Origin of the sequence: Prosthecobacter sp. (assembly GCF_014879935.1) — a bacterium.
Classification (GTDB): domain Bacteria; phylum Verrucomicrobiota; class Verrucomicrobiia; order Verrucomicrobiales; family Verrucomicrobiaceae; genus Prosthecobacter.
In genome coordinates, this window is the sequence record NZ_JACSRD010000167.1 from 12,390 (window position 1) to 33,843 (window position 21,454).

The window sequence follows — 21,454 nt, forward strand, 5'->3', positions numbered from 1 at the left end:
AGCTGGATGCTGGACGGTGGCCGGTCAGTCGCCGTTGGGAGGTGACTGGTCGTTGCCAAGCGGCATTGACTTCGGCCGGGAATGGCTCGGCAGCGGAAGGCCGTGCTCGACTACGACGCATCACGATTGGTGAAAACGGACGGATCAACTGGCTGGAAAGGCGGGCAATGAGCACTCTTGCGTCCGCCGTTCACGGACTCACTGACTCTGGGGCACCGGTGAGGTTGGCGAGGAGCATTTCGGCGAGCTTGTCCACGGTGGGGGCGCCGTTCATGAGCTGGGCGGTGGGAATGGCGATGCCGGACTGGCCTTCGATCTGGTGGATGAGCTCGACGGCCATGAGGGAATCGACGCCGATCTCGTTGAGGGGGCGTTTGCGGTCGATCTTGGCGGCGGAGGTGCGCAGGACCTTGGCCACCTGTTCACTCATGAAGGTGGTGAGGATGCCGAGCTGCTCCTCGGGCGGGGCTTTGAGCACGGCGTTGCGCAGCCAGTTGGCGTCTTCGGACTGGTTTTGACGCAGGGCGTCCTCCGTGGTGAGCAGGGCGTAACGCGGGGTGGTGATGAGCGTGGGGGTGACGGCGGCCCACTTGCCCCAGTCGATGCGCGAGACCATCATCTGGCTGACGTTTTTCTGCCGGAGCAGTCGGGCGAGCACGGGCAGGGACTCACCCGGCTTCAGGCCGGCCCAGCCGATGCGCTCGAAGTGCTCCTCCAGCTTCTTATGACGTGCCACGTAGCCGACACCGGCCATGACGCCCCAGTTCACGGAGAGCGCGGGCAGTCCCTGCTGATGACGGTGGCGGGCCAGCGCATCAAGGAAGGCATTGGCGGCGGCGTAGTTCGCCTGCCCGGGGCTGCCGATCAAGGAAGCGACCGATGAGAACATGACAAAGTGGTCGAGCGGCAGGTCTTGCGTCTGCTCATGCAGGTTCCAGGCACCCTGGACCTTCGGGCCGGTGACTTTGGTGAAGCGTTCGACGTTGAGCTGCGGAATGAAGGCATCATCGAGCACCATGGCGACGTGAAACACGCCGCGCAGAGGCGGATGGGAGGCCTGGATGTCACGGATCAGAGCCGCCACGGATTCGGAGTCGCTGACGTCTGACTGCATGACGGTCACCTTGGCCCCAGCGGCTTCCATGGCGGCCACGCCTGCACGGGCTTCGTCGGTGGAGGCGCCGCTGCGGCTGGTGAGGACGAGATGGCGCACGCCGTTCTGCACCAGCCATTGGGACAAGGCCATGCCGAAGCCACCGAGACCGCCTGCGACGAGGTAAGTGCCCTCAGCATTGAACTGAATGCCGACGGCAGGCGGAGCCTCTGTGAGCGAGACGCGGGCGCCTTTGACCGCGAGCACCACTTTGCCGATCTGCCGCGCTTGCGTGATGTAACGGAAGGCGCGGACGGCGTCGGACAGCGCAAAGGTGCGGAAGGGCAGGGGCGGCAGCTTTTTCGCCGCGATGAGCTGGCGCAGGCTGCGCATGAGCGGCTTCGCGTTCTTTGGATCGAGGGCGTGGCCGAGATCGATGGCGTGATACGACAGGTTCTTGCGGAAGGGGAAGAGGCCGACCTTGGTGTTGCCGTAGATGTCGCGTTTGCCGATTTCGAGGAAGCGGCCGTATTGGCGCAGAATGGAGAGGCTTTGATGAATGGCCTCGCCCGCGAGCGAGTTGAGCACGAGGTCGATGCCTTCGCCTTTCGTGACCTCCAGGATCTCCTCCGCGAAGGAGAGGGTGCGGGAGTCATGCACGTGAGGCACGCCGATCTTGCGCAGGAAGCCGCGTTTCTCCTCACTGCCAGCGGTGGCGAAGATCTCCGCACCGAGGGCCTGGGAGAGGCGGATGGCGGCCTGTCCGACGCCACCGGTGCCTGCATGGATCAGGACGCGCTCGCCTTTGCTCATGCGGCCCTGGAGTTGCAGGGCATAGGAGGCGGTCAGGTAGGTCACCATCATGGTGGCGGCTTCCTCCATCGTGATGTGAGATGGTTTAAGCATCACGGCATGCGCGACGGTGGTCACGTGGCTGCCGAACGAGCCGGGAGCCAGCGCCATGACTTCATCACCGGCCTTGAGATCCTTCACGCCGTCTCCAACGCGTGTGATGACGCCCGCGCATTCGTCGCCGAGTAGCATGGCGTCCTCCGCATCGGCGGGATAGATGCCGAGCGCCTTCATGACATCGCGGAAGTTCAACGCGGCGGCATGTACTTCGATCTCCACCTCATTCGGGCCGGGAGCACGGCGTGTTTGTGGTCGGAACACCAGTTTGTCGAGCGAGCCGGGCTTGGCGGACTCCAGTCGGAAGCAGCCGTCTTCCGGAAGGGAGGACAGGGGTTTCGCCGGAGGTTCATCGAGCGAGGTCCGGGAGAGGCGCAGCGCGTAACGTGCCTCGCCACGCCAGGCGATTTCGTTTTCGTCGTCACCGGCGAGGAGTTCACCGGTGAGCAGGATGCTGGCGGTCGCGGGCGAGGCGGGATCGAGATCGACCGTGCGGCAGCGCAGGTCGGAGAACTCGTTCATGATGACACGGGTCATGCCATGCAGCGGAGATTGCGCCAGCGAGACGGTTTGCTGCGTGGGGCCGGCCAGTTGGGCACCACGAGTGACAAACATCACGCCGGAAGCCGCGGCGACACCGGAACTGCGCAGCGCCTGCATCAGCAGCAGCGCACTGTGGCAGACCAGCGTCTGCGCTTCCGCGATGGACTGGCTGGAAAGCGCGGCCTCCGCGTCCAGGCTCCACAGGTGCACCAGTCCGCGTGAGGAGCTGCCGGGGTTCTCGCCAGCGAGCAGGGCGGCGTAATCTTCAGCGACGTCGTGCCGCATGACCGCCTCATCTTCAGCGATGCGCTCAAAGCGGTCACCAGGGCGTGCGATGAGGCAGGTTTGACCGCGTTCACGAAGCGATGCGGCCAGTTGGTCCGCCACTCCACCGGCATCGGCGAACAGAATCCAGCGGGTGGCTGTCGGTGCGGCTTCCACCTTTGCCATCGGCGCCGGTTTGGCTGGGCCACGAGCTAGCAGGATCGTCTGTACCCGATCGTTCGCAGGTGCGATCTCTTCGATGTGGTTGAAACCCGCATTCGCGATGAGATCCGGCCAAGCGGTCGCTGACGAGGTCTGCGACTGGACATTCCACCAACGATCATCGGTGCCGAGGACGAGATCATGCCACGCGGATGGCTTGTCGGCCTTCATCACCAGCAGACCGCCGGACGCGAGAAGGGATTCCACGCATGCGAGTGACTGCGGCACCTCGCCAGACAGTGCGAGGGCGCTGGAAATCAGGATGAGATCGAAAGGCGAGGCCGGATCGAAGCCCTGGCCGTCCAGCGGCTGGTTCAGATCGAGCGTTTGATAGGTGACGAAGCCGTGATCGGCGAATTTTTGCGCCGCCTGTTCAAAGTGGCGGTCCGAAACATCCGTGAAGGCGTAGGTAACTGTCTCCCGTGGCAGACGTGGCAGCACCTCAGCGGTGACGCCGCCCGTGCCGGCGCCGATTTCGAGAATGCGCACGGCTCTTCCTTCCGGCCGCTGTCGCATGACCGTGGCGATGGTCTCCGCGACGAGCTGATGGCTCACGCGATTGAACACCGAGGCCGCCTCGAAGTGCTCCATCATGTGCGTCGAAGGCAGGCTCGTGCCTTCGACTTTGCCGCACAGCACATCGGCCAGACCGCTGCCGCAGTGGTCCAGCAGGATCATCTCCGGATGAAACGCCGGGAAGTGGAACACGATCTGCCGCCACAGCTTGCTGCCATTGATGGCGGCCGGCTTGGTGGCGACGCTCCATGACCCCGCCTCACCGGCGGCATTGAGGATGCCTGCGGCCTCCAGCGTGGTAAGGAGCCCGTGAAGGCGGGGTTCCTGGCCAGGCTTCGCCTTGAGACGTGCGAACAGCGATTCGACGGTGACCATTTCACCCAGCTTCGGACGCCAGCCGAGCCTCTTGAAGGCGCTGAGGACGTAGCTGACACACAGGGTGTCCAATCGTGACTGCCACTGGCCGAGACGCTCGCTCAGGACGAGTGCGGCGTCGTTCGCCGCAGCGGTCACACGTAGCTCGGCGGCGAGACGGCTGATGTCCGGGAGGTAATCGCCGGGGCCTTCTGTCTTTGCACAGGCGGCGAGCGGTTTGATGTGCCATTCAGGCTGGTAAAGCCAGTCTGCCTGCGCCCCTGAGCCGGGAGCGCTGGTCATGGCGGTGTGTTTGCAAAGGAAGTCGGTGATCTCCAGCAGCACGCGGCCTTCATCGTCGAGGATGAACAGGTCGATGACGATGACCTTCTTCTCCACGTGCTTTGTGCGCCGCACATAGGACCACACCTTGGCTCCGGGCTGCGAGTAGCAGCGGACGCGCTCCATGCGTGAGGGGAGATACAGGCCATCGGCCGGAATGGCGATGGTCGGATGAATGCAGGCATCCAGCAGCGCCGGATGAACCTCATGGCGGCTCAAATCGGCCGCCACGGCTGCCGGAACCTCAATGCGGCCCAGCGCCTCGTTCTTTCCTGCCCATACATGTGTCAGGCAGCGGAACTGCGGACCGTAGTGCAGCTCCGCCGTGGCCGCGGCCTGATAAAACGGCGCGCCTTCCATCTGCTGCGGGCAACGTTGCTTGATCGCATCGAGATCGAAACGATCTGGCTGCGGCGGAGCGGCTTCTGCGCGGAACCGCCCGGTCACATGCTGCATCCACACCGGCGGATCGCCGGGCGGTGTGCTTTGAATGGAGAAGCTGTTCTCCTCCGGCAGGCAGGCGATTTGCAGGTAAGGCGACTCATCGCCGGAGGGCAGGATGCAGCCGCGGTGAATCTCCAGCTCCTCGACGACGACGGCATGCTCCGGATGAAGCGCCCGTGCCGCGCCAAGGGCCATCGACACATAACCCGCGCCCGGGAAGATCAGGTGCTGGCCCACGCGATGGTCCCGCAGCCAGGTGAGCACGCCTTTGTTCAAGGCAGTCTCCCAAGTGGGATGCACCGATTGCAGGCGCTGGTCGAGAAGCGCATTCAGCTCCGGCCGCATGCGCAGGCGCATGGCGTAGGCCGGTTCGTTCCAGTAGTGATCCTTTTGCCAGGGATAGGAGGGCAGCGGCAGATCGTGGCCTGTCCGCGGATGCCAGGCCGCCCAATCGACGGGATGACCGTGGACATGCAGCGAGCCGAGCGAGTTCAGCAAGGCCAGCCGTTCCGGCTTCTGACGGCGCAGTGTCGGCAGCACGAGACCGCTTTGCTCGGTGCCGGCGAGGCATTCGCTCATCGAGTTCGACAGCACCGGATGCGGGCTGATCTCCAGGAAGTGCGTGAACCCCGCGTCGATGATGGACTGGATCGCGGGTGCGAACAGCACGCTCTGACGCACGTTCCGCCACCAGTAGTCCGCGTCGCAGTCGGTGCCGTTGGCCAGCCGTCCCGTGACGGTGGAAAACAGCTTCACCTGCGCGTCCTGCGGCTTCAATCCGGCCAGCGCCGTGATGAGTGCGTCGCGCACAGGCTCCATGTGGGCGCTGTGGAAGGCGTAGCTGACCGGCACATGCCGCACGAAGGCTCCTGCGGCCTCCAGTTCCGTGAAGATGGCGTCCACCGCATCGGCATCGCCGGAGATGGTGACCGATTTGAGGCCGTTGACGGCCGCGATGCCGGCTTTGCCGGGATGTTTCGCGATATACTCCTCCGCCTCCAGGCTGGAGATGCCTGCGGCGATCATTTTGCCACGCAAGGGAGTCTGCTCCATGCAGCGGCCGCGTTCGTAGATCACACGCACGGCGGTGGCGAGATCAAACACGCCCGCCACATGCGCGGCGGCCACTTCGCCCATGCTGTGACCGACCACAGCCTGCGGCACGATGCCCCAGGAGCGCCACAACGCCGCGAGCGACACCTGGATGGCAAACAAGGCCACTTGCGCGATGTGCGTCTCATTGAGGCGTGTGCTCTCCGCATCACGGGCAAGTTCATCGAGAAGCGACCAGCCGCCCAGTTTCAGCAATTCGTCGTGACAGGCCTGGATCGCCTGCCGGAACACCGGCTCACGCTCCATCAACTCGCGTCCCATGCCCCACCACTGCGGACCCTGGCCGCTGAAAACAAAGGCCAGACGCGGATTCTTCACCACCTGGCCGACGTGGAGGTCAGGCGTGGTTTCGCCTGCCACAAAAGCCGACAGCGATGCGGCGATCTCCTCGCGAGTGCTACCGATGGCCGCGAGACGAAGTTCGTGATGCGTGCGGCGGCGGCTGGCAGCGGCGCAGATCGCCTCCAGTGACAGCGATTCATCGGCCGTTTCGAGAAACGACACGTAATTGCGGGCCACGGCCTGCAAAGCGGCATCGCCTCCGCGTGCGGAGAGCGGCAGCAGCCACTCCCGACTGCCGTCCGGCGTGGCGGCCGGTTTTGCGGCGGAATCGACGGCGGGCGCGGCTTCGAGCACGGCGTGCGCATTGGTGCCGCCAAAGCCGAAGGAATTGATGCAGGCGAGGAGTCGATGATCCGCGTCACGCTGCAAAGGCGTGGGCTCCACCGCCACCTTCAGGCACAGCCGGTCGAAATTGAGCGATGGATTGGGCGTGTTGAAGTGAAGGTTCGGCGGAATCAGGCCGTGCTTCAGGCAGAGCGCGGTCTTGATGAGGCCCGCGATGCCGGAGCCGGCCTCCAGGTGGCCGATGTTCGTCTTCACCGAGCCGACGAGGCAGGGTTTCGACGGATCACGTCCCACACCGAGGATGGTTCCCAGGGCGCTGCCTTCCACGAGATCGCCAATGGCGGTGCCGGTGCCGTGAGCCTCCGCATACTGGATCTCATGCGGCGAAACACCGGCAAGCTGGCAGGCGCGCGCGATGATCTCCTGCTGGGAGCCACGGCTGGGCACCGTCATGCCGGAGGTTCGCCCGTCCTGATTCACCGCCGTGCTGCGGATCACGGCGTAGATCGAGTCACCCTCGGCCAGCGCGGCTGACAGCGGCTTCAAACACACGGCGCCGACACCTTCGCCACGAACGAAGCCGTTCGCGCGCGCATCGAAGGCCTTGCAACGCCCGTCGGGCGACAGCATGCCCATGCTGGAGAAGGCGATGAAGGGATAGGAGCCGATGATGCAATTCACGCCGGCGGCGATCGCGCGATGGCATTCCTTGTTCCAAAGCGCCGTGCAGGCCAGATGCACGGCCACGAGCGACGATGAACAGGCCGTGTCCACCACAAAGCTGGGACCCTGGAAGTTGAGCGCATACGAGATGCGGTTCGCGGCGATGCTGGAAGCCACGCCGGTGGCGGAGTAGGCGTCCGCGATGGAACGTCCCGGGTCCATCATCTGCAGGTCGCCGTAATCGTGCGTGGAGATGCCCACGAAGACGCCGGTGTCCTCGCCTTTGACGATGTCCACCTGCTGGCCGCCATCCATCAACGCATCCCACGTGGCCTCCAGCAGCAGGCGCTGCTGCGGATCGATGAACATGGCCTCACGCTGCGTGATGCCGAAGAAACCGGGATCGAAGGTGTCGATCTCATCAATCAATCCGGCCCACTTCGAGTAAGTCTTTCCCGGCTTGCCTTGCTCAGGGTCGTAGAAGCCTCTCACATCCCAGCGTGACTGCGGCACCTCGCTGATGGCATCCACGCCATCGACCAGCATCCGCCAGAAGGAATCCGCGCTGTTTGCACCTCCTGGCAGACGGCATCCGATTCCAATGATTGCGATGGGTTCAAGAGCAGGAGGGGTTGGCATGCTATGGCAATGTTCTGCATACTTCTTCGCCGTGCGGCTTGTCAAGAAAGGGGCATGGAAATAAGTAGCGCATTCACGTGCGCTGTGATTGCAATCATGCATCCAGATGCGTGTCTTGTTTCGTTGTCCTCCATCCGTTTTTTTGAATGATCTCCACACTCGACCGCAAGCTTCTGCGTGACATCGTCGGGATGAAGGGGCAGATCCTCGCGGTGAGCCTGGTGATGGCCTGCGGTGTCGGCATGATGATCGCCGCGCACGGCATCATTCTGAGCCTGGAAAACACGCGGGACGCTTACTACGCACGGCACCGCATGCCGGATCTGTTCGGTCACGTGGAAAGCGCCCCGCTGTCGATGGCGGAACGCATGAGCCGGATCCCGGGCGTGGCCTCGGTCGATCTCAGGGTGGTGAGCGGCGCGGTGCTGGACATGGAAGGCATGAAGGAGCCCGTGCGGGCGAAACTTGTCTCGCTGCCAGATGCCGACGTGCCGCATCTGAACCAGATCTTTCTGCGCAGCGGCCGCCTGCCGGAGTCAGGCGAGCAACGCGCCGTGGTGGTGAGCGAGGCCTTCGCGCTGGCGCATCATTTGCGCCCCGGAGACCGCGTCGCCGCGATCATCAACGGACGGCGTGACCACCTGGACATCTGCGGCGTCGGCCTGTCGCCTGAGTTTGTGTTTGAGGCAGCTCCCGGGCAGACACTGCCGGACAGCAGGCACTACGGGGTGTTCTGGATGCACTACGATGCGCTGGCCATCGCCTACGATCTGGAAGGCGCGTTCAACGACTACTGCATGGATCTCTCACCTGGAGCTTCGCCGAAGCAGGTGATCGAGGAGCTGGATCTGATGCTGGCGCCGTATGGAACGACGGGAGCTTATGAGCGGAAGGATCACGCCAGCTCACGGCGGCTCGATGACGAGCTGCGCATCGTCCGCGCTCTGGCAGTGGCTTACCCGTTCATCTTCCTCTGCGTGGCCGCGTTCATGGTCAATGCGGTGCTGATGCGGCTGGTGAGGCTGCAGCGGGAGCAGATCGCGCAGCTCAAGGCGCTGGGGTATTCCTCGCGCCAGGTGGGGCGGCATTACTTGAACTATGCCCTCGTCATCGTCGTGTTCGGCGGCCTCATCGGCATCTATTCAGGACAGCACCTCGGCGGGGCGATGCTGGGCGTTTACACGACGCTGTTTCACTTCCCCTCACTGACTTTTCAGGTGGATCAGGCCGCGCTGGTCGGTGGTTTGCTCACCAGCACCCTGGCGGCCATGCTCGGCGTGGCCGGGGCGGTCTGGATGGCGGCACGACTGTCGCCTGCGGAGGCGATGCGGCCGGAACCACCGACGGATTTCAAGCCCTCGTGGCTGGAGCGGCTCGGCGTGACCAAAGGCTCCGGCCTGGTGTTTCGCATGGCATTGCGGAACATCGAACGCCGCCCCGCGCAGGCCAGTTTCGCCGTGGTGGGGCTGGCGCTGGCCACGGGATTGCTTGTGCTGCCCGGCGGTCTGGCGGACAGCGTCGATTACCTGCTGACCTACCAATGGAATGACCATTACCGGCAGCACGTGATGCTCTTCACGCGTGATTCGGCCACCAACCGCGCCCGTTACGACCTGCGCCACCTGCCGGGAGCCCTGGATGTGGAGCCGTTTCGCGGCTTCATGGCCCGGGTGCGGCATGGCCACCACATGCGGATCACTTATGTGATGAGCTTTGATGAGAACTGCGGGCTGATCCAGCCACGCGACCTCGCCGGCCGTCCCATGGAGATGCCGCCGGAGGGCCTGATCATGTCGCAAAAGCTGGGTGAAGTGCTTGGAGTGAAAGTGGGAGACAAAATCCAGATGCAGGCCCTGGAGGGACACTGCGAGTCGCGGGAGATCGGCGTGCGCGGCTTCATGGCGGACTTCTACGGACTCGCCGTTTACATGAACATCGGCACCGCGCAGCGGCATTTGCGCGAGACAGACACGATGACCGGCGCCTTGATCAATCTGGACACGCGGCGGTGGGACGAGTTCATGGATGAGGTCAAGCAGCAGCCCGAAATCGATGGTGTCAGTGTGAAGAAGGACCAGTTGCAGGCGTTCCGGGCCTCGACCGGGCAGAGCATCGGGATGCTGCGTGAATTGTTCCGCTGGATGGCCGTGATCGTGGCCTTCGGCGTCGTTTACAACAGCGCCCGCATCGCCCTGTCCGAGCGCGGGCGTGATCTGGCGACCTTGCGCGTGGTGGGAATGACCAAGCGGGAGATCACCGGCATCCTGCTGGGAGAGCTTTCATTGCTGGTGCTCGTGGCGCTGCCCCTGGGGCTGTTCTTCGGCCATCTGGTGGCCCGATATGTCATCGCCGCTGTGAGCACGGAGACAGTGCGGCTGCCAGCCGTGATCCACCCGGCCACCTATGCCAGCTCGGTTCTCATTGTTCTGGCTGCCACTGGCGCGTCTTTTGCGCTGGTGACGCGTCTCCTCAGCAAACTCGACCTTGTCGCCGTGCTCAAAGCCCGCGACTGACCTTCCGGACACCCTCCCTCATGCTCACGCCCCTCGACTTGAAGCTCTTCCGCGACCTCGGTCGCATGAAGGGCCAGATCGTGGCGGTGAGCCTCGTGATGGCCTGCGGTCTGGCCATGATGATCATGACGCGCAGCATCATCCTCACGCTGGAAAGCACGCGCGATGCCTACTATCAGCGCTACCGGCTGGCGGATGTGTTTGGCTCCCTCAAACGGGCGCCCCTTTCGCTGGCGGATCGCATCGCGACGATTCCAGGCGTTGCGGCGGTGGAGGCGCGGGTCGTGGTGGAGGCCACGCTGGATCTGGTGGGCATGACGGAGCCCGCCACGGCACGTCTCGTGTCGCTGCCGCAGGGAAAGCCGCAGACCTTGAACCAGGTCTTCGTCCGCGAAGGCCGCCTGCCGCTGCCAGACGAGCGACGCAGCGCGGTGGTGAGCGAATCCTTCGCGCTCGCGAACAAGCTGCGCATCGGCGACAGCATCATTGCCATCGTGAACGGCCATCGCGATTCCTTCATCGTCTGCGGCATCGGTTTGTCGCCGGAGTTTGTGTTTGAGGCGCGTCCCGGCCAGACTTTGCCTGACAACCGCCGCTACGGCGTCTTTTGGGTGAACTACGAAGCCGTCGCCGTGCCTTACAACCTGGACGGTGCCTTCAATGATGTGAGCGTCGATCTCGCGCCGGGAGCGCTCGCCGGACCGGTCATGGCGGAAATCGACAGGCTGCTGGCCGACTACGGGGCCCAAGGCGCATACACTCGCGAGGATCACAACAGCGCCAAACGCCTGGATGACGAACTCCGAGTGGTGCGGGCGCTTTCGGTGGCCTATCCGGTCGTCTTTCTCAGCGTGGCCGCGTTCATGGTCAACGCGGTGCTGGCAAGGCTGGTGCGCCTGCAGCGGGAGCAGATCGCGCAGCTCAAGGCGCTGGGCTATTCCTCCTGGCAGGTCGGCCGGCATTACCTCAATTACGCGCTCGTCATCGTCGTGCTGGGCACCTTGATCGGCGGGATCGCCGGACGCTGGATGGGTGGCGGGCTGGTCAGCATCTACACGCTGTTCTTCCGCTTCCCGGAGCTGAATTTCCGCATGGATTACAGCGCGCTCGGCATCGCGCTCGTCGTCAGCGCCGGGGCGTCGATTCTTGGCGTCATCAGCGTGGTGTGGATGGCGGTCAAACTGCCACCTGCCGAGGCCATGCGGCCGGAACCGCCCGCCGATTTCAAACCCTCGCTGCTGGAGCGCATGGGTGTCACCCGTGGCAGTGGTCCGGGCTTTCGCATGGCCTTGCGCAACATCGAACGCCGGCCCGTGCAGGCGGCGTTCACCGTCTTCGGCCTCGCTCTGGCCACGGGGCTCATGGTCTTGCCGGGGTCGATGGCGGACAGCATCGATTACCTGCTGACTTATCAATGGAATGACGTGCAGCGGCAGGATGTGGTCGTGTTTTTCCTCGAACCCGGCTCCGGCGAGGCGCTGCACAATCTGGAGCGGCTTCCTGGTGTGCAACGGGCCGAGCCTCTGCGGGCGGTGCAGGCCCGCGTCCGCTTCGGTCATCACTCACGCAAGCTGGCGGTCAACGGCTTGCCGCGTGATGCCGATTTGAACCGTCTGATGGATGCCGAACGCCGCCGCATCCTGCTGCCGGAGGAGGGCATCGTCATGTCCGCCCAGCTTGGCAAGATCCTCGGCGCCCGCATCGGCGATGTCGTGCAGGTCGAGGCGCTGGAAGGCCGGCGCGACACGCTGAACGTCGCGATTCGCGGCTTCATGGAGGATTTCGCCGGTGTTTCCGCCTTCATGGACATCGACGCGCTGCGTCGCCTCATGCAGGAGGGCGGCACGGTGAATGGCGCCTACCTCGCGGTGGATGACTCGCGCTGGTCCGATTTCATGCGGGAGGTGAAGGACACGCCGCGCGTGGCGGTGACGCTGGTGAAGAAGGACCAGTTGGAATCGTTTCGCAGCACCACCGGGCAGAGCATCGGCATCATCCGGAAGCTCTACCTCGTGCTCGCCATCGTGGTGGCCTTCGGCGTCGTTTACAACAGCGCCCGCATCGCCCTCTCGGAGCGCAGCCGTGATCTCGCCACCCTGCGCGTTGTCGGTTTCACACGACGCGAGGTCGCGGGCGTGCTGCTGGGGGAGTTGATGCTGCTCATCGCCGCCGCCTTGCCGCTGGGACTGCTGTTTGGCCGCGGGCTGGCCACCTTCATCATGGAAAAGGTGCGCACCGAGACCGTGCGGCTGCCGCTGACCATCAGCCTGCACACCTACGTCATGGCCGTGCTCGTGGTCCTGGCCGCGTCCTGCGCCTCGTTCTTTGTGGTCGGACGGATGTTGAACAAGCTGGATCTCGTCGGCGTGTTGAAGGCACGCGATTGACCTGTCGGCGGCTGCGTTCGGGTGATTAGGCACAAAGGCAGGCGGCAGGTTGAGATGCCGGTGATGTTTCCTTCGAAGGAAGCGCTGCCGGAGAAGGTGCGGCTGCGTGTGGTCTTTGAAGGCGCGAAACGCTCGGAGGTGAGGCTGAGTGCGATTTATATGCGGTGATAATGGCTGGTCCGCCGGTTGAACCACGAGTTTGGGATGGCTGTGTGGAGGCGATGCCTCACAATCGCCTCATGAAGCTTTGCCTCAGCCTTCTAGTCGCCGCGTTTTCAGCACACGCCGCCGAATCGACCTTCTTCGCCTTCGACGACCACAACATCGCCTGGCAGCACAATCTGAAGCTGACCCTCGAAACGGCCCAAAAGCACCCTGCGAACCCCGTTTTGCGCAATGGCCCTCCCGGATCGCCCGATGCGGGCCACGCCATCCTTTACGGCACCGTTTTGAAGCAGGGCGACACCTTCCGCATGTGGTATCTCGGCATGCACGAGGCGGAGATCGTCAAAGGACAGGCCCCCGGCTGGTGGCGGCCGATGTGCTACGCCGAAAGCAAGGACGGCATCACGTGGACGAAGCCCGAACTCGGCCTCGTGGACTTCAACGGCAGCAAAAAGAACAACATCTGCCTCATTGAGGGCGAGCCACACTCGATGACCCGCGTGAATGATTTCCTCAGCGTGCTTTTCGAACCCGAGGAGCCTGATCCGTCGAAGCGCTACAAGTGCGCCTACATCGCGCATATGCCGATTGAGGATGTGAAGGGTGGTCGCAGCAAGATCGGGCCGAATGAGAAGCGCTGGGGCTCCTTCGTCACCGCGACGAGCGCCGATGGCCTCACCTGGAAATGCGTTGGCGATCGCCCTGCGAATGCCGAAGGCGAGCGCTTCGAGGTCAGCGGCCTGTATCGCTTTGGCGATTTCTACTACGCCACCGGTCAATTGCTGAGCCCATGGTCGTGGCGGCCCGATGGCAGCGAAATCGGCCGCGACATGCTGGCGTATCGCTCGCCGGACTTTGTGACGTGGTCGAAGGCCAAAGCGCTCTCGTATGCACGCCCCGGCCAGCTTTCGAATCCGCCTGTCAAAGGCCAGCAGATGCACATGGGCGCCGGTTTGTGGAATTGTGGCAACGTCATGGTCGGCCTGCACGGCATGTGGCAGGACGCCGCCGAAAAACCGCCCGCAGGCAAAAGCTGGAACCTCGGCGTGCGTGTCGATCTCGGCCTCATGATCAGCAACGACGGCGTGCACTTTCGCGAGCCCGTGCCGGGTTTTCAGGTCATTCCGCGTGGCAAGGAGGGCGAGTGGGATGACGTCGCTATCCTGCAAGGCCATGCGTTTGTGAACGAAGGCGACCAAACGATGATCTGGTATTCGCACTGGGACACCGGCGGCGTGCTCGAAAACATGGACATCGGCCTAGCCACGCTGCGTCGCGATGGTTTCGGCTCTCTCTCGCCCAAAGTGACCGAAAACGATGCTCACTTCATCACCAGCGCCTTCACCGCAAAGCAAATCGCCCTCAACGTGGACGGTCTTAGCGCGGAAAATCCGCTCTGCGTGCAACTTCTTGACCACCTTGACCATCCCCTTGACGATTTTGAAATCACTCTGACCACCAACGGCCTCCACGTGCCTCTGAACTGGCCCAAACCTCTCCCGGCTCACAAAATCGCCCTGCGCGTGAACTATCCGGCGAACAGCTCCGCAAAAATTTACGCTGTGTATCTCAACGACTGATTTTCATGTCTCTCCATCTCGTCACCGAACTGACCGACACCGACCGCAAGCTGCTCCATCGCGCCATCGACGGCTTTGTGCCGCAAAAAGTCTTCGATGCGCACACGCACCTGTTTCACAGCCGCCATTTCGCGGAGGGAAAGCGTCCTGTGTTTCTCGATGCGGATCGTGGCTACGGAATGGCCGATTTTCAGGCCGCGATGCAGCTCTGGATGCCGGGCCGCGAGGTCGAAGGATTGTTCTTTGGCTATCCGAGCGCTGGAAACGATCGCGTCGGCGAAAACGCATGGCTGCAATCGCAGATCGACATGAACACGAACTCGCGTGCACTCGTGCTCGCGGCTCCGACCGATGATCCCGCCGAAGTGCGTCGCCTCATGAGCACCGGCGTGTTCATCGGCATCAAGCCATATCGCCTCTATGCCGATGTGCCGGACACGAAGGAGGCGGAAATCGAATCCTTCGCGCCGGAGTGGATGTGGGAGGCCTGTCACGATCACAACGGCATCATGGTCCTGCACATCATGCTCGCCGATGGCATCACCGATCCGCGTAACATCGAGGCCATCAGCCGTCTCTGCCGCAAATACCCGCGCTGCCAACTCATCCTCGCGCACATCGCCCGCAGTTTTAACTACCGCCATGCCCGCGAAGGCCTGCATCACCTCATCGACCTCGACAACGTGGTCGTGGATACTTCCGCCGTGACGCAAGCCGGTGCCTTTCGAGCCGCGATTGAGATCCTCGGGCCCAAACGCGTGCTCTGGGGCAGCGATTACATGGTCAGCGAACTCCGCGGCTCCTGCATCACGCAGGGCGATGGCTTCACCTGGATTCACCCGGAGATCACTGGCGATAAACTGACCATCTTCGGCCAATACACGACCGTCGGCATCGAATCGCTCCTCTGCCTCCGCGAAGCCTGCGAAGACACCGGTATGACGCAGGGCGACCTGGAGGACATCTTCCGCGAGAATGCGCTGCGGCTAGTGAAGCAAAGTAATGGGGCCATTCCTGGCCCCTCTGACGGGGCAGGAATGCCCCGAATACTTGGCCCCGCACTCTGGGAAGAAGCCAAAACCAAAATCTCCTGCGGCACCGGCCTGCTTTCGAAACGCGCCCACCTCTTCGATCCTCAAACCTGGCCGTCCTACTTCAGCCGCGCGAAAGGCTCCAGTATCTGGGATCTCGATGGCAAACGCTACACCGACTTCACCGGCGGTGTCGGAGCTATTTTGCTCGGTCACGCGGACGATGAAGTGAACGCAGCGGTGAAGCGTCGCGTGAATCTCGGCAGCTATGCCACGCTCGCCTCGCCGGATGAGGTGAAGCTCGCGGATGAGTTGCTCGATCTGCACCCCTGGGCCGGCAAAGTGCGCTACGCCCGCGGCGGTGGTGAGGCGCTCGGTCTCGCGGTGCGCATCGCACGTGCCGCGACGGGCAAAAGCGGTATCGCGTTCTGCGGTTACCATGGTTGGAGCGATTGGTATCTCGCCGCGAATCTCGGCGATGACGCCGCGCTCGATGGTCACTTGCTGCCCGGTTTGCAACCGCTTGGTGTGCCACGCGAGCTGGCGGGCACGGCGGTGCCGTTTCGCTACAACGATCCCGCGTCCTTCCAAGCCGCGTTGCAGAAGCTTGATGGCAAACTCGCCGCCGTCGTGATGGAGCCGATGCGCAGCGAGTTCCCGCGCGATGGCTTCCTGCAAAACGTCATTGATGCCTGCCATGCGGCTGGTGCCGTGTTTGTGCTCGATGAAGTCACCAGCGGCTGGCGCTTTGGCTTTCCCGGTGCCGCGCCGGTGCTCGGCATCGAGCCGGACCTCGCCGTATATGCGAAGGCGATGAGCAACGGCTATCCCGCCGGAGCTATCATCGGCAAAAACGAGGTCATGGACGCCTCAAACAACAGTTTCATCTCCAGCAGTTACTGGACCGATGGCGTCGGCACCGCAGCCTCGCTGGCCTGCATCGGCAAAATGAGGCGTGAAGGCGTGCAAAAGCACGTCTGGAGCCTCGGCGAGCGTTTGCAGGCTGGTTTGCGCGAAGTGGCCTCGCGGCATCCCGCGCTCGGTTTGAAGGTCGGCGGCATGCCCTGTGCTCCATCGCTCGTGTTTGCCAATCCAGCCGCGAAACCGCTCATGATCCGTCACATGCTCCAGCGCGGCTTTTTGATGTCGAGCCAGCTTTATGTGACTTGGTGCCACGATGACGAAAAAGTCGCCGGCATGCTTGCGGCGCTGGATGAAGCACTCGCCATCGTGGCGCAAACACCACTCGACGCGGCTCAAGGACCGCAACAAGGCTTTGCGCGTCTGGTCTGAAACAAATCGGAATTTAGAGTTGGAAAAACCCAGGTCAGACAGAAGGATGCGCCCGCTTTTTGTCACTCATGAACATGACAACACACAAAACTTCAGGCCTGTGCGGACTTTGGTTCAGTCTGGGCCTCCTTTTCTTCAGTGTGCCGGTTGGGGCCGCCGTTTATGAGGTTGGGCCTGGCCAAAAGCATGCCAGCATTGGCTCCGTGCCGTGGGAGGCGTTGAAGGCGGGGGACACTGTGCGTATTCACTGGAGGACGGAGCCGTATCGCGAGAAGTGGGTGCTGTGCTGTCGTGGCACCAAGGACAAGCCGATCACCGTCACAGGCGTTGCTGGAACGGATGGCCAGTTGCCGGTGATTGAGGGGCAGAACGCCACCACGCGGCCGGGTTTGAACTACTGGGGCCAGGAGCGGGGTGTTGTGAAAATCGGAGGAGCCAATGTTCCGGCTGACACGATGCCTGCATACATTGTGGTGGAGAACCTCGACATCTCAGGCGGCCGCCCGCCGCATGTTTTTAATGGGCGGAAGGGGATGACCGCCTACGCCAAGGACGCGGCGGCCATCATTGTCGAAAAGGCCGAGCATCTGGTGTTGAGAAACCTCGTCCTGCATGACAGCGGAAACGGATTGATGGTGAGCGCGCAGTCAAGGGATGTGCGTGTGGAGCGCTGTCACCTGCATGGCAATGGAAATCCAGCGAGCATCACCGAACACAATGCCTACACGGAGTGCGCAGGGATGGTGTTTGAAGGGAACCACTTCGGTCCGCTGCGTGAAGGATGTGCCGGCAACAATCTCAAGGATCGTTCCGCCGGGCTGGTGGTGCGCCACAACTGGATCGAGGGAGGGAATCGTCAGCTTGACCTCGTGGATGCCACAGGAAACCCGGCTCTCAATGCTTCCCCCGAATACCGGCATACCCACGTTTATGGCAATGTGCTGATCGAGCGCGAGGGCGATGGCAACAACCAGTTCGTCCACTACGGGGGGGATTCCGGCAAGGAGGCAGGATATCGGAAAGGGGTGCTGCACTTTTATCACAACACCGTGATCTCCACGCGGAAGAGTTCGATCGCGGTGTTCAGGGTTTCATCGCCGGATGAAACGGTGGAATGCCACAACAACATCCTGTTTGTGGACTCCAAGGGGAAGAATCTCTCCCTGATGTGCAAGCTCGGTGTGCTCAAACTTGGCAAAAACTGGCTGAATGAAGGATGGGTGCCGAGCGTGGACGACTTCAAGGGAAGGATTGAAACGCTGGCTTCTTCCGAACTGGGGAAGGAGCCGGGATTCGTAGCATTCAACGAACAGGATTTCAGTCTGGGGGCCATGTCGCCATGCCTGGGAGCGGCGGCTGACCTGCCCGCCGGTCTGCCACCCGTGGAACTGCGTTACGAGCGACACCAGCAAATCGTAAAAATGCCTGCTGAGACCCGCCGCAACATCGGAGCCTGGTAACCGAGCCTCTTATCTGTCATGCCTCTGCGTTTAGCCATCCTGCTCCTCGCCATTGTTGGCAGGAATTGCTTCGGTGCTACGCCTCCCGCGGCTCCCAAGCCGCCACTCCAAGAGCCATGGGATGAAAGCTATGCCAATCTGGATGCGACAGGTTCCCATGTGCTCGGCTGTTGGAAGTTTGACGAACTGCCGCTCACAGACGCCACCGGGCGTGGTGGGCAGTTGATGTTGAACGCCGCGGACCTGGTGCCCGCCGGACGTTTTGGCAGCGGATTCAAAAGCGGCGCACTTGCACGCCTGACGGTGGCGCATCCTCATCATTCGCCCCGGGGGGCGTTTACCGCCGAGATGTGGGTGAAAGCGTCTGCTGCTGCCATCCCGACGGCATCTGCCTGTCTCCTGGATAAACTGGGCGCAGGCACCACGGACTACTCCTGGAGTCTGCTGCCACCCGATGAGCGTGGCATGCGGCCGATGATGGTGAAGCTCGGCTTTGGCACGTTTGTGAAGGAGTTTGTCTCTGAGCCAGTGCTGCTGAAGGCGGAGGAGTGGAAGCATCTGGCCTTCAGTTATGACGGGGAGGGGAAGATCGTCTTCCACGCCGACGGCCAGATGGCTGGCGAGGCCTTCGCGGAACGATGTGGCGCGCTGACGCCCGGCATGCAGCCATTGCATCTCGGGATCACATGCATGGGCACGGCGGGTTTCCAGGGAGTGATCGACGAGGTGCGTCTTTGCTCCGGCGCGCGAGGCTTTGCGGCTTTCGCGCTGGTGATCGATGGCGCGTCACACGTGTGGGAGCGGATGGAGCGCCCGCTTCCGATGAAGATCATCTGCACGAACCTCCGCCGCGAGGCACTGAGGGCCGCCGACATGACCTATAGTGTGGACGGGGAGGCCCAGACCTTTATTTTCCCAGACCTGGAGCCGGGTGCCACGAATGTGAGTGAATTCGGTCCCGACACCTCTCTGAAGCCAGGACGCTACATCCTGGAGGTGGCCATTGGCAAAGGACGCCATCGCGTCAGCCGCACCCAGGAGTTTCACATTGTCGGCAGGCGTCATCACATGCTGCCGGTCGTTCTTGATGGGGCGAATGTGGAACATCTGCCCCAGCTCAATGACCTGGGGTTCACTTTTTGGACCGGAATCCGCAATGATGACGCGCCCTACCTTGGCACCGCGAACAAAACGCGGCCTGCGACAGTGCGTCCCAGGCTGGAGGCTGGATTGCTGAACGGCATGCGAACGGTCGCGGCTTTGCAGCACGATGGGATCATGCTTTCGCGGGGACTGCGCAAAGTGGACCGGGATGGCAAGGAATACGTGCCGACTGCGGCGAGCACAGGCTCTCCCAATGCCGCCGGCCTTCTTGCTGCATGCGGGAACATGTTCACGATTTATTACCGCACCTGCGGTGCCTGGAGCGGTGTGATGATGGGCGCAACGAGCTTTGGTCTGCAGCCAGGTTTCAGCAAACAGGAAAGGGAGGCTTATCAAAAATTCAGCGGACAGGACATCCCGGCTGATGTGAAAGGGGATGCCGTTTCTTACCAGCAACTGCCCGGATTTCCGCAGGACCGGGTCGTTCCGGATGATCATCCAGTCCTGAAGTACTATCGCTGGTATTGGACGGAGGGAAACGGCATCAACGCGATGAGCGATGCATGGTACAAGGCCTATGAAAGGCGGAAGCAGGAGCATGTGGAGACGTGGTTCATGCACCATCCGTCGGTTCACCAGCCATCGAAGGCCGGTTCTTTCGGCGTGGCGGCTCATATCGGCGATCAGAGCGGGGACACACGCGATCCGCTCATGGCCGGGCTTTGCATGGACCAGCAACTGGCCATGGCGGCGGCCCACAAGCGTGAGATCGGTGTCTTTGGCATTCTTCCGGTGGGCTGGGAGCGTGCGCTTGCTTCTCCGGTGAGTGCGGAGGGCACGGCGGGTTCGATTGCACAGATGGATCGGGTGCTGCCGGCTTCCCGCCTCACAATGGCTCCGGCGCTTTTGAAAGCGAATCTATGGACCATGCTGTCCCGTCCCTTGAAGGGGCTGGTCATCAATGATGGAGCACTGTTATGCCCTGCTACGGGACTTGAGCGGGCGCCATCCGGCACCACACATCCCCAGGCCCTGGAGGCCATGCGGGATGTGGCCGATCGGCTGCTGAAGCCTCTGGGGCCCATGCTGGGCAGGCGTCAGACCTGGCACTCACCCGTTGTCCTGCTGGAAAGTTTTACGTCGCAGGTCATGGCCGGACGGGGGCTGTATCGTGGTGGTGCCTCCAGCTCACTGGAAGTCTGGCTGGCATTGCAGCGCGCGCACATTCAGACGGAGATGCTCTATGAGGAGAGCCTGCTGGAGGGTGGTCTGGACGGCAGACAGATACTGATCATGCCAGACTGCGATGTGCTGCCCGCCAGCGTTGTGGAGAAGATTCGCAACTGGCAGAAAGACGGCGGTAAAGTGCTGGCAGACGACCACCTCTGCCCCGGCCTCAAAGCCGATGGCTCATGGATTGCGAAGGCTCCCGTGCCAGCAGTTGCGCCTGCGGAAGGCGTTTCTCCTGAGGCGGTGTCTCCGCCTGTGGAGGCTGCTGTGCCGCTCCCGTTGTCTGAGCGGCTCGCGGTTTTGTGCAAAGACCAGGGCTGGAAACCACGGGCCACCTGCGACCACCCGGATGTGGTGCTCCATGCGAGTCGGAGCGGGGAGGCGACGGTGCTTTTTGTCATCAACGACCGGCGTGAGGCCGGCACCTATGTGGGCCAGCACGGTCTGGTCAAAGAAAGAGGCCTGCCAGTGGCCACAAAGCTGAATTTCGGCCAGGACAAGGTAAACATCTATGACCTGACAGAGGCCAGCTTTCTGCTGCCCAAACGTGAAGACGCCGGGCTGGTCGTTCCACTGGAACTGGGGCCCTCGGAAGGCCGTGTGCTGTTGCTTTCGCCTGTGCCCCTGCTGGAAATGCAGGTTGAGGTGCCGGAGACGGCCAAACGCGGCTATTCCGCCGAAGTGCGGGTTCGTCTCATGACCTCTGGTGGCAGGCCCATGCCAGCGGCCATTCCGGTGGCGGTCACAATACGGGACGCGGATGGAGCTCCGGCCGAGTTTGACGGACATCATGTGGTGGAAAACGGCGAACTCACTCTCCGGCTGGACCTTGCCCGAAATGAGACGCCTGGCGCCTGGGAAATTCGTGTGCGCGAACTCGCCTCGGGCATGAAGGCCGTGAAGTGGATGCAGGTGAATCCTTGAACCTCCAGATGCCACCAGCCCATCCGTGATCCATAACC

General features: G+C 62.6%; 7 protein-coding genes. 6 read left to right on the plus strand and 1 reads right to left on the minus strand.

The window, feature by feature from the left end:
- Window positions 1-190: 190 nt before the first annotated feature.
- Window positions 191-7,729 (minus strand): type I polyketide synthase, encoded by a 7,539-nt coding sequence (locus tag IAE77_RS16935; protein ID WP_294228797.1) that lies wholly within the window; start codon window positions 7,727-7,729, stop codon window positions 191-193.
- A 146-nt stretch (window positions 7,730-7,875) separates the two neighbouring features.
- Here IAE77_RS16935 and IAE77_RS16940 point away from each other — a divergent pair, with 146 nt between their 5' ends.
- From IAE77_RS16940 to IAE77_RS16965, 6 genes are all read left to right on the plus strand, one after another.
- Window positions 7,876-10,242, plus strand: a complete 2,367-nt coding sequence (locus IAE77_RS16940; RefSeq protein WP_294228802.1) for an ABC transporter permease — start codon at window positions 7,876-7,878, stop codon at window positions 10,240-10,242.
- 20 nt (window positions 10,243-10,262) lie between these two features.
- Window positions 10,263-12,629: an ABC transporter permease gene (locus tag IAE77_RS16945; RefSeq protein ID WP_294228805.1), complete on the plus strand. Its 2,367-nt coding sequence runs from the start codon at window positions 10,263-10,265 to the stop codon at window positions 12,627-12,629.
- 239 nt (window positions 12,630-12,868) lie between these two features.
- Window positions 12,869-14,374, plus strand: coding sequence for a hypothetical protein (locus IAE77_RS16950; RefSeq protein ID WP_294228808.1), 1,506 nt, complete (start codon window positions 12,869-12,871; stop codon window positions 14,372-14,374).
- 5 nt (window positions 14,375-14,379) lie between these two features.
- Window positions 14,380-16,698: an aminotransferase class III-fold pyridoxal phosphate-dependent enzyme gene (locus tag IAE77_RS16955; protein WP_294228810.1), complete on the plus strand. Its 2,319-nt coding sequence runs from the start codon at window positions 14,380-14,382 to the stop codon at window positions 16,696-16,698.
- A 68-nt stretch (window positions 16,699-16,766) separates the two neighbouring features.
- On the plus strand, window positions 16,767-18,158 hold the full coding sequence (locus tag IAE77_RS16960) for a hypothetical protein (protein WP_294228812.1): 1,392 nt from the start codon (window positions 16,767-16,769) through the stop codon (window positions 18,156-18,158).
- Window positions 18,159-18,176: 18 nt separating this feature from the next.
- Window positions 18,177-21,416, plus strand: coding sequence for a LamG-like jellyroll fold domain-containing protein (locus IAE77_RS16965; RefSeq protein WP_294228815.1), 3,240 nt, complete (start codon window positions 18,177-18,179; stop codon window positions 21,414-21,416).
- Window positions 21,417-21,454: the final 38 nt, after the last annotated feature.

What these genes read in the sequence shown, in the direction of transcription:
- IAE77_RS16935 (WP_294228797.1), bottom strand. Translation starts at nt 7,729, where the DNA reads ATGCCAACCCCTCCTGCTCTTGAACCCATCGCAATCATTGGAATCGGA.
- IAE77_RS16940 (WP_294228802.1), top strand. Translation starts at nt 7,876, where the DNA reads ATGATCTCCACACTCGACCGCAAGCTTCTGCGTGACATCGTCGGGATG.
- IAE77_RS16945 (WP_294228805.1), top strand. Translation starts at nt 10,263, where the DNA reads ATGCTCACGCCCCTCGACTTGAAGCTCTTCCGCGACCTCGGTCGCATG.
- IAE77_RS16950 (WP_294228808.1), top strand. Translation starts at nt 12,869, where the DNA reads ATGAAGCTTTGCCTCAGCCTTCTAGTCGCCGCGTTTTCAGCACACGCC.
- IAE77_RS16955 (WP_294228810.1), top strand. Translation starts at nt 14,380, where the DNA reads ATGTCTCTCCATCTCGTCACCGAACTGACCGACACCGACCGCAAGCTG.
- IAE77_RS16960 (WP_294228812.1), top strand. Translation starts at nt 16,767, where the DNA reads ATGAACATGACAACACACAAAACTTCAGGCCTGTGCGGACTTTGGTTC.
- IAE77_RS16965 (WP_294228815.1), top strand. Translation starts at nt 18,177, where the DNA reads ATGCCTCTGCGTTTAGCCATCCTGCTCCTCGCCATTGTTGGCAGGAAT.